The sequence below is a fragment of the Microcoleus sp. SVA1B4 genome, from assembly GCF_036700545.1.
Taxonomy (GTDB): Bacteria; Cyanobacteriota; Cyanobacteriia; order Cyanobacteriales; family Microcoleaceae; genus Microcoleus.
The window spans coordinates 47,801-62,530 of sequence record NZ_JAUBPB010000039.1 but is presented as its reverse complement, the minus strand read 5'-3'; the positions used below and the strand labels follow the sequence as shown (position 1 = coordinate 62,530).

The 14,730-nt window shown below is 44.3% G+C and carries 18 protein-coding genes; 8 read left to right on the top strand and 10 right to left on the bottom strand.

Going from position 1 to position 14,730, the window contains the following annotated elements:
- Positions 1–82: 82 nt before the first annotated feature.
- From QT987_RS18290 to QT987_RS18280, 3 genes are read right to left on the bottom strand one after another with little or no spacing between them, the layout of a single operon-like run.
- Positions 83–340 (bottom strand): endonuclease domain-containing protein, encoded by a 258-nt coding sequence (locus QT987_RS18290; RefSeq protein WP_333242540.1) that lies wholly within the window; start codon positions 338–340, stop codon positions 83–85.
- A 19-nt stretch (positions 341–359) separates the two neighbouring features.
- Positions 360–656, bottom strand: a complete 297-nt coding sequence (locus QT987_RS18285) for a DUF2442 domain-containing protein (protein ID WP_333210733.1) — start codon at positions 654–656, stop codon at positions 360–362.
- Between the two features lie 13 nt (positions 657–669).
- Complete coding sequence (locus QT987_RS18280) at positions 670–918, bottom strand: DUF4160 domain-containing protein (RefSeq protein ID WP_106332426.1); 249 nt, start codon at positions 916–918, stop codon at positions 670–672.
- A gap of 311 nt (positions 919–1,229) precedes the next feature.
- On the opposite strand from QT987_RS18280, the gene QT987_RS18275 reads away from it, so the two are divergent.
- From QT987_RS18275 to QT987_RS18265, 3 genes are read left to right on the top strand one after another with little or no spacing between them, the layout of a single operon-like run.
- Positions 1,230–1,520: a hypothetical protein gene (locus QT987_RS18275; RefSeq protein ID WP_333210729.1), complete on the top strand. Its 291-nt coding sequence runs from the start codon at positions 1,230–1,232 to the stop codon at positions 1,518–1,520.
- Positions 1,517–1,813 (top strand): type II toxin-antitoxin system RelE/ParE family toxin, encoded by a 297-nt coding sequence (locus QT987_RS18270; protein ID WP_333242532.1) that lies wholly within the window; start codon positions 1,517–1,519, stop codon positions 1,811–1,813. The genes QT987_RS18275 and QT987_RS18270 overlap by 4 nt, the downstream gene beginning before the upstream one ends.
- A 54-nt stretch (positions 1,814–1,867) precedes the next feature.
- Complete coding sequence (locus QT987_RS18265; protein WP_333242529.1) at positions 1,868–2,146, top strand: hypothetical protein; 279 nt, start codon at positions 1,868–1,870, stop codon at positions 2,144–2,146.
- Between the two features lie 31 nt (positions 2,147–2,177).
- Here QT987_RS18265 and QT987_RS18260 read toward each other — a convergent pair whose 3' ends face one another.
- Positions 2,178–3,251: a radical SAM protein gene (locus QT987_RS18260; RefSeq protein ID WP_333223812.1), complete on the bottom strand. Its 1,074-nt coding sequence runs from the start codon at positions 3,249–3,251 to the stop codon at positions 2,178–2,180.
- A 447-nt stretch (positions 3,252–3,698) separates the two neighbouring features.
- Here QT987_RS18260 and QT987_RS18255 point away from each other — a divergent pair, with 447 nt between their 5' ends.
- From QT987_RS18255 to QT987_RS18245, 3 genes are all read left to right on the top strand, one after another.
- A complete protein-coding gene (locus QT987_RS18255) occupies positions 3,699–4,493 on the top strand; it encodes an ABC transporter permease (RefSeq protein WP_333242525.1) in 795 nt (264 codons plus the stop codon).
- 224 nt (positions 4,494–4,717) lie between these two features.
- On the top strand, positions 4,718–5,581 hold the full coding sequence (locus tag QT987_RS18250) for an aldo/keto reductase (protein ID WP_333242523.1): 864 nt from the start codon (positions 4,718–4,720) through the stop codon (positions 5,579–5,581).
- Positions 5,582–5,720: 139 nt separating this feature from the next.
- Complete coding sequence (locus tag QT987_RS18245; protein WP_333242521.1) at positions 5,721–6,398, top strand: GIY-YIG nuclease family protein; 678 nt, start codon at positions 5,721–5,723, stop codon at positions 6,396–6,398.
- 198 nt (positions 6,399–6,596) lie between these two features.
- Here QT987_RS18245 and QT987_RS18240 read toward each other — a convergent pair whose 3' ends face one another.
- Positions 6,597–7,445 carry a DUF3598 family protein gene (locus QT987_RS18240; protein ID WP_333242518.1) on the bottom strand — a complete coding sequence of 283 codons (849 nt, stop codon included), beginning with the start codon at positions 7,443–7,445 and terminating at the stop codon, positions 6,597–6,599.
- An 18-nt stretch (positions 7,446–7,463) separates the two neighbouring features.
- On the opposite strand from QT987_RS18240, the gene QT987_RS18235 reads away from it, so the two are divergent.
- A complete protein-coding gene (locus tag QT987_RS18235; protein ID WP_333242515.1) occupies positions 7,464–8,273 on the top strand; it encodes an SAM-dependent chlorinase/fluorinase in 810 nt (269 codons plus the stop codon).
- Positions 8,274–8,459: 186 nt separating this feature from the next.
- On the opposite strand, the gene QT987_RS18230 is transcribed toward QT987_RS18235, so the two are convergent.
- The 4 genes from QT987_RS18230 to aat all read right to left on the bottom strand — a co-directional run bounded on the left by QT987_RS18230 (position 8,460) and on the right by aat (position 13,677).
- Complete coding sequence (locus QT987_RS18230) at positions 8,460–9,377, bottom strand: alpha/beta hydrolase (protein WP_333242512.1); 918 nt, start codon at positions 9,375–9,377, stop codon at positions 8,460–8,462.
- 71 nt (positions 9,378–9,448) lie between these two features.
- Complete coding sequence (gene leuS / locus QT987_RS18225; RefSeq protein WP_333242509.1) at positions 9,449–12,007, bottom strand: leucine--tRNA ligase; 2,559 nt, start codon at positions 12,005–12,007, stop codon at positions 9,449–9,451.
- 250 nt (positions 12,008–12,257) lie between these two features.
- Positions 12,258–12,899: a Uma2 family endonuclease gene (locus QT987_RS18220; protein WP_333242538.1), complete on the bottom strand. Its 642-nt coding sequence runs from the start codon at positions 12,897–12,899 to the stop codon at positions 12,258–12,260.
- Positions 12,900–13,080: 181 nt separating this feature from the next.
- Complete coding sequence (aat, locus tag QT987_RS18215; RefSeq protein ID WP_445242358.1) at positions 13,081–13,677, bottom strand: leucyl/phenylalanyl-tRNA--protein transferase; 597 nt, start codon at positions 13,675–13,677, stop codon at positions 13,081–13,083.
- Between the two features lie 46 nt (positions 13,678–13,723).
- On the opposite strand from aat, the gene QT987_RS18210 reads away from it, so the two are divergent.
- Complete coding sequence (locus tag QT987_RS18210; protein WP_190740107.1) at positions 13,724–14,053, top strand: hypothetical protein; 330 nt, start codon at positions 13,724–13,726, stop codon at positions 14,051–14,053.
- Between the two features lie 199 nt (positions 14,054–14,252).
- On the opposite strand, the gene rpsN is transcribed toward QT987_RS18210, so the two are convergent.
- Positions 14,253–14,555, bottom strand: coding sequence for a 30S ribosomal protein S14 (gene rpsN, locus QT987_RS18205; RefSeq protein ID WP_006633844.1), 303 nt, complete (start codon positions 14,553–14,555; stop codon positions 14,253–14,255).
- Between the last annotated feature and the right edge of the window lie 175 nt (positions 14,556–14,730).

Below are 14,730 nucleotides of genomic sequence, written 5' to 3'. Positions count from 1 at the left end.
TCAATAGCCTTCATAGCCTTGATTTAGCCTCTCGACAATTAATCCACCCTGCTTCTTAAGGGGGGCTAGGGGGGATCAGGCCTCAAAAATCACCCTCGATCGAACCCAACAACTCCCCACAAACCCCCTCAAAACTCTGCAACAACTCAACATTCGTAAACCTGACAACTTTCAATCCATACCCCTCTAAAATCCCGGTTCTTTCTGCATCATATAGTTTCCCTTGTTCCGTAAAATGACTCTCGCCATCAATCTCAATTACTAACAGTAAAGCCGCACAATAAAAATCTACAATAAAATTGTCGATCGCCCTTTTGGCATCGAAAGGGCGATCGCTCAGAAGAATCGGGCATTATTTCTCAGCGAGCAACATGATGAATAGATTCAATATATCGCTCAATTTCCTCCTCTGTGCAACTAATTCCATTCTGCAAAAGTTCATATTCACTGATATCTATCTCATCATTCCAAACCAGTGCATAACCACCAGGTTCAACTGTAAAATTTCTGAAAAACACAGGATTACTTAAGGTCATAAACATCGGATTCTCTAATAATTTAGAGATGTCGTATTTTTTAAATTCTAGATTGGTAAACTTAACCATCAATGTGCGATCGTCAATAGCTTTAGCAGAAACAATGCGTTCAGGTTTCATAAACAGATCGGAGTTATTTTAATGGTGGAAGTTTACTAAATTCTTGGCTATTCCACATATCCAGCAGTTCTTTCTGGTACAACGTAGCCCATTCTATTACCAGCTTTTGGGCCCGATTCGGTAAATCTCCTTCTATAATTTCTAAAGACTCAATACCGATCAAAGCGTTGTACTCACCGTAAACTGCGTGAAAATGAGGAGGTGGGTGATCCCCAAAGAAAATTTTGATGATTATTCCGTAAAATCGTGCAACTTCTGGCATAAAGGTTCTTTAAAGAATGATACGAGGACTATTATAGCCGAGCCAAGGAGACAATATTAGTTTATCCCAAACCATGTCTACTCGACAACTAGAGCGAGATCCCTTTTTGGCTGGGAAAGGTCGATCGCTCTTTTAGTATGGAAAGGTCGAGATCCCTTTATTTCTATTTCTCAATGCGCGGGCGATCGCCTTTTTCTATCGACCACAGTCAAGAGCGATTCCCTACGGGATAGCTTCGCTTCACACATTTTTGTAATAAAATACGATACAGTAGAAGTATTGTCCAACCCTTGCCCCCATCCGAGGTAACAATGCAAATCACCTTGAGCCAAGAGCAAACCCAAGTCCTTGAAGCTTTAGTAAAGCACGGTCAATATCCCTCCCTTGAAGAAGCAATTAACACAGCCTTGCTGTTATTAATCGATGATGTTACTTTATCCGATGACGGCAACAGCCCAAACTATTTAGCGTGGGTACAAGAAACAGGGAAGAAAATCGATATAGCACGAGAACAAGCACAACGGGGTGAGTTGCTCAATGCAGACGATGTATTAGCTCAACTTAGAGATAAAGTCAAAAAAGCCAGAGAATTAAGAGCATGAATCGCTTGCTTATTACGATCGAAGCGAGTCGAGATTTATCCGAAATTTCCGATTACTTTTTGGCGCAAAGTGTGGATGCGGGAGAGCGCTTTGTGGAAGGATTTGGTAAAAAATGTCAGCAGATTGCACAGTTTCCATATTTGGGGCGATCGTATTCACAATTTTCTCCCAGTTTACGTGGTGTGCCATTGATGGGATACATCATTTTTTATCAAATAGTTGGTGATGGTATGGAGATTTGGCGCGTTATTAGTGGTTATCGTAACTTGCAGGATGTTTTCAATACTGATTGAGTAAAAGCAATACGATCGCTCTTGTGTCTGGGAAGGTCGATCGCTCTTTTGGGAATGGAAAGGGATATTGAAAAATACTTAAACTACCTGATTGCCAATCAAGATTTTTTCCAGCAGACAACATCCACAATTTGCGGGATGGTGGAAATCGAACAGGTGGAATTGAACCGGGAGCAGCAAGAGAGGGAACGTCAGCGCGATCGCGAACAAATGAATTATACAAGCAAAAGGAACAAGAGCAGGAAGAGCGCGATCGAGAACAAATGGAAATCGACAGCAATAACGAAGACAAATAAACAAAAAACCGGGTTTCTGATCAAACCCGGCTACTAGGAGTACAAGCGATATTAACACTGCTCAAACCTCAATTCTTTAATAACTTCATCCCCATTTTCACTTTGTCCAAAATCGTCTTTTGTGAGACACAAGTAATCAGACAAAGCTTGCCGCAATTCAAAGTATCGCGGCGGACTTCTTGAGCTTTTTCGCCGTACCAAATCTCGCGGGCGCTGGCGTTTTTCACATTACCAATCACCGGATACTCATCGCACAATTTCACATCGCCGCGCGTATCAATCCAGTAATTTCGCAGTCCAACGCGACAAGGACGAGTTGAATCAGGAGCTTTTTCTTCGGCAAAGTGAGGAATCATCAATCGCAACACTTCATCGCTGTTCATAATTGGAGCGCCGTTCTTCTTCATTTCAATTAGCCGCTCGATTACTTGTGCAAATTCCTCCATGTCTTCTTTTTCAATCCACAATTCCTCGTAGGTTTCTGGCGTCCAGCGGTTGACCGGTTGGAAGTTCACCGTCGTCGCCCCAATTCCCTGAGCCCAGGTGACTATTTCCGGGAGGTGGCGGAAATTCAGTCGGTTCATTGTCGGTTTGACGTTGATCGGAAACAGGACGTTCTGTTTTTCTTGTTCTTCGCGCAGATAACCGATTCCTTTAGAAAGTCTGTCGAACAATCCCGGTTGACCCCGCAAATAATCGTGCAGTTCTGCATTCGGCCCGTCAACTGACATATTCACATTAAAAGGACGAGCAGCGACAGTTTTGGCTGCGTTTTCCCTGGTCATGCAATAGCCGTTGGTGGTGACGCCGGCGTGAATGCCATTTTTATTCGCAAAGGCCAGCAAGTCTAGAAAACCTTTTTTAATATAAGGTTCGCCGCCGCTAAAGTTGATGGAAAATTCGCCCACAAATTCTTTGACGCTCAAGAGGGCATTTTGCCATTCTTCGATCGTCATTTCGTCTTTATATTCTTTGAGTCGCCAATACTCGCACTGGCGGCATTTAACATTGCAGCGCTCGTTGACAATCCCGTAAAAAGTGACTGGGCTTGTCACGTCGTATCCTGTATTGATCCGCAGCGATTCGGCTACTGCACTCTTGGTGTGCTTGACGCCCAGTCTCGATAATGTTAAAGCATCCATGTCTTTTTTTCCTTACGTGTTGTTAGCTAGGTCAATTCCTCGATCCCTTTTTTGTGCGTATAATTACGCATTACTGATTACGTATTCCTTTTGAGTAGGTATGCCCCATCCTAAGTGTTCCGTTTGGGTATGGCTAGATGTTTGTCAAATATTTATAATATTAAGACTTGTAACATATTAGTAATTCTAATTAATGGGGCGAGATTTTCTGTGAAAAAATGAAGTTGGCTTAAAAATTGCCAAAGTATATGAGCTTAAGATTGACTTTGATTAATAATTGTAATTTGTGTTTAAAATTGGTTAAATAACTTAATATTTTGCCTCAGTAGAACTACTTACGTAAGCAGTATCAATAATTTATTGTTATAGTCAAATGAGCAGCCTGTACAGCAGCTAACTTCACACAAGCTTTACAATATGGGAATTTAAGTATTTACACGGCAAAAAATGGCGACAAACATGGGACGATATTTGCACGTACTGAAATTGTTCTGGGGTGCGGCGATCTCCGCGGAACTAGAATACCGAATCAACTTTGTCCTCGCGGCCATCAGCAGCCTCGGAAATCTTGCGGGCAGCTTGTTTGGGCTATTTTTGTTCTATCGTACTGGCTACACGTTTTCGGGTTGGAAATGGGAAGAGGCCTTAGTTGTACTCGGCATTTTCACGATTTTGCAGGGGTTTTCGTCAACGTTTCTAGCACCTAATCTCAGCCGTATTGTCGATCGAGTCCAGCAAGGTACTCTCGATTTCGTACTCCTCAAACCCATCAGTTCCCAATTCTGGCTATCTGCAAACACAGTTTCGCCTTGGGGAATCCCAGATTTAATCTTGGGCACCGTATTGTTGCTGTATGCTGCCAACAAATTGGGAGTAGCAATCGGCAACTATTTTTTAACAGCAATACCGCTGTTCTTCGGAACTATTACTCTTTACAGTATATGGTTTATGTTAGGGGCAACCAGCATTTGGTTTGTGAAAATTTACAATGTTACCGAAGTTCTCGAAGGATTGTTAGAAGCGGGTAGATTTCCCATGGCAGCTTATCCTGCTGCTTATCGATTTTTCTTCACTTTCGTAGTTCCCGTTGCCTTCTTGACGACTGTGCCAGCAGAAGCCATGCTGGGGAGAGGTGAAATCGTTTGGATCGCAGGGGCGGGAATATTGGCGATCGGGCTGTTATTGTTCTCCCGCTACTTCTGGCAATTTGCACTCCGCTTTTACACCAGCGCTTCCAGCTAGTTAAGTCGGTAGGTAAGCAGCAGCACATCTAGAGTGTCTATTAGGTTTGAGAGGGAGAGGATTTGACACGGGGGAATAGGGAATTGAAATATAAATTTTCCAGGCAAAACAGCTTATCTAAAAAATATTTGTTTCTATTTACTTAGATAGTTAAATAAATGTAAGATTTCAACTTATCCTGGAAATGTAAACTGGAACTAAACCACGCAAACGAAGGGAAACCAATGAAAAGAAAAAAACTGGGTAACAGTAATTTTACTATCAGCGCGATCGGTCTTGGAGGTATGCCAATGTCCTTAAGCGGCCGGCCGCCCGAAGATCAATCAATTGCGGTAATTCACCGCGCCCTCGATTTGGGTGTCACCCTAATTGACACCGCAGATTCCTACTGCCAAGATCAATCCGACAAACACCACAACGAGCACCTGATTGCCAAAGCTTTGGAACAGTACAGCGGAGATGTTAGGGCCGTTACTGTGGCCACTAAAGGCGGCTTAATGCGGCCTCAAGGTGCGTGGACGCGGAACGGCAACCCCCACCATTTACGCAAGACAATTCGCGAAAGTTTTGAAGCATTGGGCGGCAAGGAACCGATCGACCTTTGGCAATATCACTCACCCGATCCCGCTTATACCATCGAAGCAGCCCTAGCACCCGCAAAAGAAGCTGTAGAAGCAGGAATGATTCGATTTATTGGAGTGTCAAACTTTTCTGTAGAGCAGATCAAACGTGCCCGCGATACAGTAGAAATTGTCTCTGTTCAGAATCAATATAATCCTTGGCACAGACAGCCCGAATCAGACGGCGTTCTGGAATATTGCGAAACAGAAAAACTGACATTTTTTCCCTGGAGTCCTTTAGGAGGAAGCCGCCGCGCCACCAGCTTGCAAGATATGCCCGCGATCGCCAAATTAGCAGCAGAAAAAAACGTTTCAGTTTACTGTATAGTATTAGCTTGGTTGATGGCTCAATCGCCTTGCGTCGTTCCGATTCCCGGTGCGACCAAAGTATCGAGTATTGAAGACTCTGTGCAGGCGCTCGAAGTTAAATTGACTGACGAGGAATTGCAACAAATTGCCGTAAGTTAAGTATATCAGGGCAAAAAAACAATAGAACAGGCTTTCCGGCCTGTTCCACTAGAACTTTATTGTGGGGTGGGTTGGAAAACCCGCCCTTGAAAGTGAGATTTAATGAGTAAAGTTGACATTTTTTGAGGAATTGAGTTTAATGGAAGCTAATCAAGTGAATGCCGATCGAGACGTAGCAATTGAACATCAAAACGTACCTGTCGCCCATGAAGGACTGCACAACTTTTTATACAGTTCCGACTCAGAACACAACGCAGCAGCCGCTATTTCTGAATTAGAAAATGACGGCACGCAAGTAATGTCGATCGATACATGGCGCGATTTGGCAACTAACGCGAAAGTCGCCGGCGTTTACGCTGTAATGGATATTTCCCGCAATACTCAGTTTATCGGTTATTCGCGAAATATCCTGCTTTCAATCAACGGTCACATCGCCCAAAACGGCGTCGAAAATTGCGCTTTCCTGCGGGTGCAAACTTTCAAATTCCCGAAGCGGGAAGAAATGGAAAGTTTGCGGGATGCTTGGATAGCCGAACTCGGCAGCATTCCGCCTGGAAACGGTGCTGAAAGCGAAATGTGGGCGGCTACGGTAGGCCAAGCAGCGCGCGCTGCTATGTCTGCTGAGGAACAAAAAGCTTATGAGGAAAAGAAGCTGAAATTGCGGAAAGCAATGGCAGATTCCACTCTTACCAAAGAGTTAGAAACAGCCGCCAAAAGTGATGGCGAACAGGCTAAGGATTTGGAAGCGGCTGTTAACAATGATGATTGGAGTGCTGTGATTCACTCGCAAACCCAGGAAACAAAATCCGCCGAATAACATTCGCGAAAATACCCAGATTGGTAGGGGGGTTCGCCAAAGTTTATATCATCAAATAGCAGAATTAAGCAACCCGCCCCACCCATCCCAGATACCGACAAACCTGTTCCGCAATCAGAATTTATTGGTTGGGTGGGGCCTGGTTTATTAATATTTGGGAGGGAATTAAAAATTGTTGGTGAACCCGCCCCTACAAAATTAATGACTAACTTTTCGTTCAGTAACTAAAGTCAAACTTACCCATTCACCCCGCTCATCGTAACTGCGAATCATCCGAAACCGCAAGTCAGGTTCTACCAACCAACCAGCCTCGAAAAATATAGGTTTTCTGGATTCAATCTTGACAGGTAAAGTGCAAGAACCTCCGTCAGGAAGCAGCACAACTTGCACGGGCGAAGCACCTTCGTTAAAGTGCAGAACTGAACCGTCAATCCTGGCGCTAGAACTGATAACATTAGTATTACTGCCAAAAGTAATTTTCTGCTGTAGGCGATCGCTACTTTCCAAATGCAATTGTAAATTGGTAGAATAGGAATCAGGAGAACGCCAATCTGGATACATTGTCACGGCCTCGCCCTGCCACTCTCCCAGCAAATCGTCAACAGTTAAATGCGGACGTTCGGGGACATTTTTATCAAGCTGCTTTTCCCGAATTAAGGTAAGTTTGGATAAATTGCCGTCGGTATTGTAGATCATAGGGAAGCGCAACCGGCGATAATTGTAGATAAAACCCAACTCGGCACCGCACTCAGAAAAAGGCGCTAGTTGAATAGTACCCTGAGAAAAAGCTCCATTCTCAAAAAATAGGGTATCTCGTCCCAAAGCTTGAAATTCTCGAACAAGTTCGTTGACTTCCGGTTCGCCGACACCGTTAGGATTTGGGTAAAACCGACGGAGTTTTAATCGCACAGTTTTGTTGTCATTGAAACCTTCAAGAGAAATAATGCTAGGAATATCTTGAAGTACCTCTCCTCGCGCTGATAGCTGAGTGAAGGAACCGTGCCATTCTCCCAAGTTTTGCAGAAAGTTTTCCCATTGTGATACCATATTTTTACCTTTTGATATATGTCTAAAAATAAAATTATAACTCTGCTGACGGATTTTGGATTAAGCGATGTTTATGTGGGAGTGATGAAAGGTACGATCGCCCAAATTAACCCGCAGTTAAAAGTCATTGACATTACGCACCAAATACCATCTCAAAATATTGCGGCTGCGAGGTTTTGTTTGATGACTGCTTTTGCTTATTTTCCGTCGGAAACCGTACACGTTGCTGTCGTCGATCCGGGTGTGGGAAGCAAGAGACGGGGGGTTGCGATTAAATGTGCTAATTGCTTTCTTGTCGGGCCGGATAACGGGTTGTTTAGCGGGGTGTTGAGTCGGGAAAGTGCGATCGCCTGTGTCGAACTCACGAATTCTCAATACTGGCGCACACCTCAACCCAGCAGCACTTTCCACGGTCGCGATATTTTCGCTGCTGCGGCTGCTCACTTGGCGAACGGGGTGGCTTTGGAAGAGTTGGGGGAGGATCTCGACCCTGCAAGTTTAGTGCAGTTAGAGATACCAAATTGTGCCGTTACAGCCACAGGTATAGAAGGCTGTGTTCAATATGTCGATCGCTTCGGCAACCTAATTACTAATATCCCCAATAATTGCATTATAGGTAACAATTGGTCATTGACAATTAGCAATAGTTCTGATGCAATTCGCATCCCCAGCGGTAAAACCTACAGCGACAGCGAACCGGGTAATTTAATTGCCATAACTGGTTCTGACGGTTGGGTAGAAATTGCCGTTAATGGCGGCAGCGCTCAATCTGTATTAAAATTGGAATGCGGAGCGATCGTGCAATTGCTTTTTGAAACTAACAATTAAATAGGACTTAGGCATCGGTGTTCAGAAACCGGGTTTTTTATGAAAATACTTTGTTATAATCAGCAGATTCCCTAAAAAACCCGGTTTCTTTTGCGGAGTGCGTAATTCATATAGCAATCGTAAATGAGTTGTAAATTTTTTACCCCACCCCAGCCCTCCCCTTAGTAAGGGGAGGGAGTAAGAAATTCACAAATGATTTAGGATGGCTATAGTTTTTTTTCTATTAATTACTTTTTCTGCAAAATCCACAATAGTTTGGCGATATTCGGGATTATTAAAAAAAGCATCTCCATTATTGTGCCTAGCATTAGGAACTAGCAAAATTTTTTTATATTCAGGAGAACTAGCATATAACTTTTTGCTCATAGTAGCAGGAACCAAAGAATCGGCAATCCCGTGAACAAACAAAATGGGCATTCGCAGTGATTTAACCTTAGCCAGAGAATCAAACCTTTGCGTCAGCAACAACCGCACCGGAAAAAATCGCATAAAAGCATTATTTTCCACCATATCCACCATAGAAGTAAACGAATTATGGACAATCAAACCAGCAGCTTCTGGATGCCTTATTGCTAACTCAATAGCAACAGCACCTCCCATTGAATGACCATACAATAAAATTTGGCTAGGCGACAATTGCCGCTGCTTAACTAAATAATTATAAGCAACTTCAGCATCTTCATATACCCGATATTCGCTGGGAAAGCTGCCTTGACTGCGGCCGTAACCTCGGTAATCAATCAGCAATACGGAAAAACCCAATTGCCGAAAGCGGTAAGATTGATTGATATTCGCACCGATGTTAAAACCCCTGCCGTGCAGGTACAATAGAGTTCCTAATGATTGTCGATTTGCGGCGGGCAGCCACCAACCGTGAAGTTTTTCAATTTTGCGCGATCGAGCCTTAACGGGCAACCAAACTTCTTGGTAAGGGATGTTAAAAGCATCCGGTGTTTTGGCGATTGTAGGTGTTGGCTGAAAGATCAAACGAGTTTGCAGAAAAAACAAGAGTATACAGGAAGCAATGTAGGCGATCGCCAAAAGTTTTCCTAAACACAATAGCCCTCTCAAAAAAGTTTTTTTTGTCTTGTTTAGCTTGCTCATTTTTGGCATTGCTAATTCTTAATTGCAAGTATTAAAAACCCGGTTTAGTGAAGAAACCGGGTTTCTCATCTTTATCCAGCTACCACGAAATTAACCAATTTTCCCGGCACCACAATTACCTTTTTAATCTCCTTACCTTCCAGGTGACGCTTAGCCAATTCCGACTCGCGAGCAAACTTTTCCAAAGCAGCTTTATCAGCACCAGAAGGCACTTGAATTGTGCCGCGAGTTTTGCCCATAACTTGAATTACCAGAGTAATTTCATCGGTAATTAAGGCAGAAGCATCGACACTCGGCCAAGTTTGCGTATGCACCGATTCAATGTTACCAGTATTGTGCCACAATTCATCAGCAATATGCGGCGCAAAAGGCGCTAACAAGCGAATCAAAGTGTTAATTCCTTCTGCATAAATTGGCGAATCTTTACATTTAGCATCATTCAAAGCATTGCTGAGTTTCATCATTTCCGAAACAGCAGTATTGAACTGATAATCTCCCTCCAAATCTTCGCTCACTTCCTTAATTGCAGTGTGAATTGCCCGCCGCAAATCCTTCTCAGGTTTACTTAAAACCTCTTTCTCCCCCCCTTCGCAAGGGGGGGCTGGGGGGGGTGAACCAAACTCTGTAACCACGCGCCAAACGCGATTTAAAAAGCGAAATTGGCCTTCCACATCGGCGTCGTCCCACTCCAAATCCTTCTCTGGCGGCGCTTTGAATAAAATAAACATCCGCGCCGTATCTACCCCATATTTGCCCATAACTTCCAAGGGGTCAACGCCATTGTATTTTGATTTGGACATCTTCTCATAGAAGACTTCTAAAGCTTCACCAGTTTGAGGATCTTTGGGATGTGCGGGGTCTATATCTGCTGGGGGAACGTATTTGCCAGTAACAGGGTTTTTATAGGCCATTGCTTGCACCATGCCTTGAGTTAACAGGCGTTTAAATGGTTCGTCACAATCGATCAAACCCCGATCGCGCAAAACCTTGGTAAAGAACCGCGAATACAGCAAGTGCAAGATTGCGTGTTCGATGCCGCCGACATATTGGTCTACGGGCATCCAATCATTTGTCTTCGCCGTATCGAAGATTTGCTCTTGATTTTGAGCATCGGGATAGCGCAAGAAATACCACGAAGAATCGATAAAAGTATCCATCGTATCTGTTTCTCGCTTCGCCGGAGTGCCGCAACTCGGACAAGGAACGTTTACCCATTCTTCCATCTTTGCCAAGGGCGAACCTTTGCCAGTAAATTGTACATTTTCCGGCAACAATACTGGCAAATCCGATGCGGGTACGGGGACTGTTCCGCAGGTGGGACAGTGAATTACGGGAATTGGAGCGCCCCAATAACGCTGTCTAGAAATTAACCAATCTCTCAATCGGTATTGGATGCGGGCTTTGCCATAACCGGAATTTTCGGCATGGTGAATAATCGCTGCTTTGCCTTTAATTGAATCCATGCCGTTGAAGCTTTCGGAATTAATCATAATTCCTGGTTCGGTGTAAGCTTCGGTCAATGGCAGCTCATCATCATCCACAATTACTACTTTAATTGGCAGTTGATATTGATTGGCAAATTTGAAATCTCGCGTGTCGTGGGCTGGTACTCCCATGACTGCGCCGGTGCCGTATTCGTACAGCACATAATCGGCTATCCAAATGGGAATTTCTTCGCCGGTGAAAGGATTGATTGCTTTGCCGCCTGTGGGGATGCCGCGCTTTGGTTTGTCTTCGGCTGTGCGATCGATCTCGCTTTGGGCGGCGACTTCTTTGATGAAGGTTTCTACGGCCGCTTTTCTGTCTGCGGTTGTCACGCGCTGAGTTAGTGGATGTTCCGGCGCTAAAACAACGTAACTGACGCCGTAAACTGTATCGGGACGTGTGGTGAAAACGGCGATTTTTTCATCCATTCCGACAATGGGAAATTCTAAGTAAGCGCCGACTGATTTGCCGATCCAGTTGGCTTGCATTAATTTGACTCTTTCGGGCCAATCTGGCAATTTGTCTAAGTCGTTTAATAACTGTTCGGCGTAATCGGTAATTTTGAGGAACCACTGCCGCAATAATTTGCGCTCGACTTTGGCACCGGAACGCCAGGAACGACCTTCGTTATCTACTTGTTCGTTTGCTAAGACTGTTTGGTCGATCGGGTCCCAATTAACTGCGGCTTCTTTTTGATATGCTAATCCTGCTTCTAAAAATTGTAAGAAAATCCATTGAGTCCACCGATAATAATCGGGAGAACAAGTTGTAACTTCTTTTGTCCAATCAAAGGAGATGCCGAGACGGCGAAATAAGCCTTTCATTTGGGCAATATTTTCATACGTCCATTTTGCCGGGGGAATTCCGCGCTCGATGGCGGCATTTTCTGCGGGTAAACCAAAAGCGTCCCATCCCATCGGATTCAATACCCGATAACCTTGCATTCGCTTGAGTCTGGCAATTACATCAATAATTGTGTAGTTGCGGACGTGGCCCATGTGCAGGTTTCCCGACGGGTAGGGGAACATGGATAAGGCATAAAATTTAGGCTTTTGGGTATCTTCTGGCATCTGGTCTAAGTTTTGCTCAGCCCATGTCTGCTGCCATTTTTCTTCTATGGATTGGGGGTTATATCTGGAATCCACAACAATTGCTCCGTGCAGGGTTTAGTAATGTTTGCTTCAGTATTTTTACACATTCAAGGGGCTTCGATTCTGATTTTTCTGAGCTCCAAGGATTTTGGCTCGAATATCTGTATTATATATTGTAGTATAGGTAATTTGAGCTGGGGGGCGATCGACCAAATATCCCCGTTCGCCCTGAAAAAAGTAAATAACTGCTATCCCCAGAAACCCGATTTCTTTGACAAACCGGGTTTATTCTCCTAGTTCGAGCTTAGATGCTATCAGGATCGATGTTCAATTCGCGCAGTTTGGTGGCTAAACGTTCGGCTTTTTGAGCTTCTTGTTCGGCACGCTGCGAGGCTTCTTCGGCGCGCTGCGAGGCTTGTTCGGCACGCTGAAATTCTTGGTCGGCGCGCCGTCGCTCTAATAGCCGCTCTGCATTTATTTCGGAATAGGAAAGAAACTTTTCTCCATCAGGGCGATAGATTTCTAACCCTTCTTCTGGTAACTCAAACCGCACTCCCATTCTGGGACTTATCCATCCCTCCATCGGTTCAATTGGTTCTAAGATTCCTTCAATTCTTTGCCAACCTTCTAACTGATTTCTTTCTGGATCGTAAAGGTAATACTCCTCGACTCCATAACGATAGTAAAATGAAAGTTTCTTGTTCATTTTTGTGTTACTATCGTTGTGGGAGCGAATTTCAAAGACGACTTGGGGAGCAATATTATCTTCGCGAGATTGTATGTAGGAACGTCGCTCGCCTTTTGGTCTACCAAATATCACCATCGTATCCGGCGCTTGAGAAATATCTGGTCTACCTTCAACCGGATACCACAGTAAATCGGCGGCTACAAACACGTTCGGGTCATCTTCAAACAGCGATTCGCAACCTTCTTTGATTGTGACAATTAATTTGTATTAAATTGTGCTGTCTGCCATTGGTTGACCGTCGCTGGATGGATAAATAATTTCTTCGGTTGTGACTTGCATAGTGGTTGTCTCCGAGAAGTATCTGAGCTTAATTATACTATTGTTTGAAGCAACTATTTTAGCCGAAAATGACATTGCCATTTCCCTACTGACCGACTATTCAAAATAGCGAGCAGCGGCGCTTCAAAGCTGCTTGCAAAAGAGTGTTGTACAGTTTTTCCTTAACAGTATAAGCTCCGAATCTTTCCAAGTGCGGATTGTTCATTTGAGCGTCGAAAAGTAGATAAGATCGATCGCGCAATCTCTCCACCAACTTCACCATCGCCACCTTAGAACCCTCGGGAATTCGGTAAAACATCGACTCCCCAATAAATGCACCGCCGATCGACAATCCGAGAATACCGCCCGCCAATTCGTCCCCGCACCAAGTCTCGAAGCTGTAAGCCCAACCGGCCTCATACAAACCCCAGTAAATCTTCTTGAGCTCCTTAGAAATCCAAGTCGTTTCGCGATCGGCACAACCCTCAACCACCGCCCCAAAATCGCGGTTCACAGCCACCGAAAATCGATTTTGATTGATTTGGCGACGCAGGGATTTCGGATAGGTAAATCTTTCATCCAGGGGAATCAGCGCCCGCTGCCGGCTGGAATACCACCCCAAACTTTCCTCGCCGTCATTTGCCATCAAGAAATAGCCTTGCGCGTATCCTTGTATAATTGTCGGTATATCATATTGCATATATTTATCAGTTGTCATTTCTCAGTTAACTTTTCAAAGTCAACATTAGCAATTAGGAATAATTATGTCTGAAACCATTGAACCTATTACCTTACCGCCCGCCAAAAACCCCGAACAAGAAGGCCAATGGCTCCAACAAACGCTGCTGGCATGGCTAGACTCCGAGTTTATCCCAGAAGCAGCCAACCAGCAAATAGCTAAAAGAGCTGCCCAAATCTATGTCCGCCAGCGCATGGAAGGCGAAAATGACGTGGGCAGCCTCGTAATTGCGATCGTCACCGAAATGCAGGCCTATGATTTTTCTAAAAGCTTCTACGGCGAATTTGCGATCGCCAATGCCGTCAGCGACTTGTTACTCGAAAGTCTCGGCATCGATAAATGCTGTGGCCAGTGAAGCAAGAAGGAGGAAAATTTAACTCATAAGTCTGAAACAAGAATCAACCCCAAACATAATCTTGCCGATTATTTATAAGTTTTTTTCCTTCTTCCTTCTTCCTTTTTCTTTAGAATAAATCTCCAGAAACACGACAATTTCAGAAAAACATCATCCGTATATCCGTGTCATCATCCGTGTCGTGCCTTCTTTCTTCGTGCTACCAGCTAGACTTCACAACACCGGGCAAAAGACCTTCGTGAGCCATTTCTCGCATCATGTTGCGAGACAGTCCGAAGTCACGATAGTAACCTCTGGGCCGTCCAGTTGCCCAGCAGCGGTTCCGCAAGCGAGTCCGCGAACTGCTGCGGGGTAGCTGTTGTAGTTGGCGGTGAATCGCCATTTTGTCCATCTGATTGTTAGCTTGGTCAAACTGGTCTTTCAGGTCTTCCCGCTTGTCGGCGTACTTGTCTACGAGTCTCTGGCGCTTTTTCTCGCGCTCGACCATGCTCTTCTTAGCCATAATCTGTTGATATCCTTAGATTAATCACAATCTACTATTTTACTATATTTTGGTGATTTCGGATCGCTTTTATTTGAATTATTTCTTTTGTCAACAAGATTTTTAGCAACAGGCAAGATGCCTGTTCCACAATAACTCTACATTTTTAGCAACAGGCAAGATGCCTGTTCCACAA

What these genes read in the sequence shown, in the direction of transcription:
- QT987_RS18250 (WP_333242523.1), top strand. Translation starts at nt 4,718, where the DNA reads ATGAAAAGAAAAAAACTGGGTAACAGTAATTTTACTATCAGCGCGATC.
- QT987_RS18230 (WP_333242512.1), bottom strand. Translation starts at nt 9,377, where the DNA reads ATGAGCAAGCTAAACAAGACAAAAAAAACTTTTTTGAGAGGGCTATTG.
- QT987_RS18260 (WP_333223812.1), bottom strand. Translation starts at nt 3,251, where the DNA reads ATGGATGCTTTAACATTATCGAGACTGGGCGTCAAGCACACCAAGAGT.
- QT987_RS18265 (WP_333242529.1), top strand. Translation starts at nt 1,868, where the DNA reads ATGGAAAGGGATATTGAAAAATACTTAAACTACCTGATTGCCAATCAA.
- rpsN (WP_006633844.1), bottom strand. Translation starts at nt 14,555, where the DNA reads ATGGCTAAGAAGAGCATGGTCGAGCGCGAGAAAAAGCGCCAGAGACTC.
- QT987_RS18285 (WP_333210733.1), bottom strand. Translation starts at nt 656, where the DNA reads ATGAAACCTGAACGCATTGTTTCTGCTAAAGCTATTGACGATCGCACA.
- QT987_RS18240 (WP_333242518.1), bottom strand. Translation starts at nt 7,445, where the DNA reads ATGGTATCACAATGGGAAAACTTTCTGCAAAACTTGGGAGAATGGCAC.
- QT987_RS18245 (WP_333242521.1), top strand. Translation starts at nt 5,721, where the DNA reads ATGGAAGCTAATCAAGTGAATGCCGATCGAGACGTAGCAATTGAACAT.
- QT987_RS18275 (WP_333210729.1), top strand. Translation starts at nt 1,230, where the DNA reads ATGCAAATCACCTTGAGCCAAGAGCAAACCCAAGTCCTTGAAGCTTTA.
- QT987_RS18255 (WP_333242525.1), top strand. Translation starts at nt 3,699, where the DNA reads ATGGCGACAAACATGGGACGATATTTGCACGTACTGAAATTGTTCTGG.
- QT987_RS18270 (WP_333242532.1), top strand. Translation starts at nt 1,517, where the DNA reads ATGAATCGCTTGCTTATTACGATCGAAGCGAGTCGAGATTTATCCGAA.
- QT987_RS18210 (WP_190740107.1), top strand. Translation starts at nt 13,724, where the DNA reads ATGTCTGAAACCATTGAACCTATTACCTTACCGCCCGCCAAAAACCCC.
- QT987_RS18280 (WP_106332426.1), bottom strand. Translation starts at nt 918, where the DNA reads ATGCCAGAAGTTGCACGATTTTACGGAATAATCATCAAAATTTTCTTT.
- QT987_RS18235 (WP_333242515.1), top strand. Translation starts at nt 7,464, where the DNA reads ATGTCTAAAAATAAAATTATAACTCTGCTGACGGATTTTGGATTAAGC.
- aat (WP_445242358.1), bottom strand. Translation starts at nt 13,677, where the DNA reads ATGACAACTGATAAATATATGCAATATGATATACCGACAATTATACAA.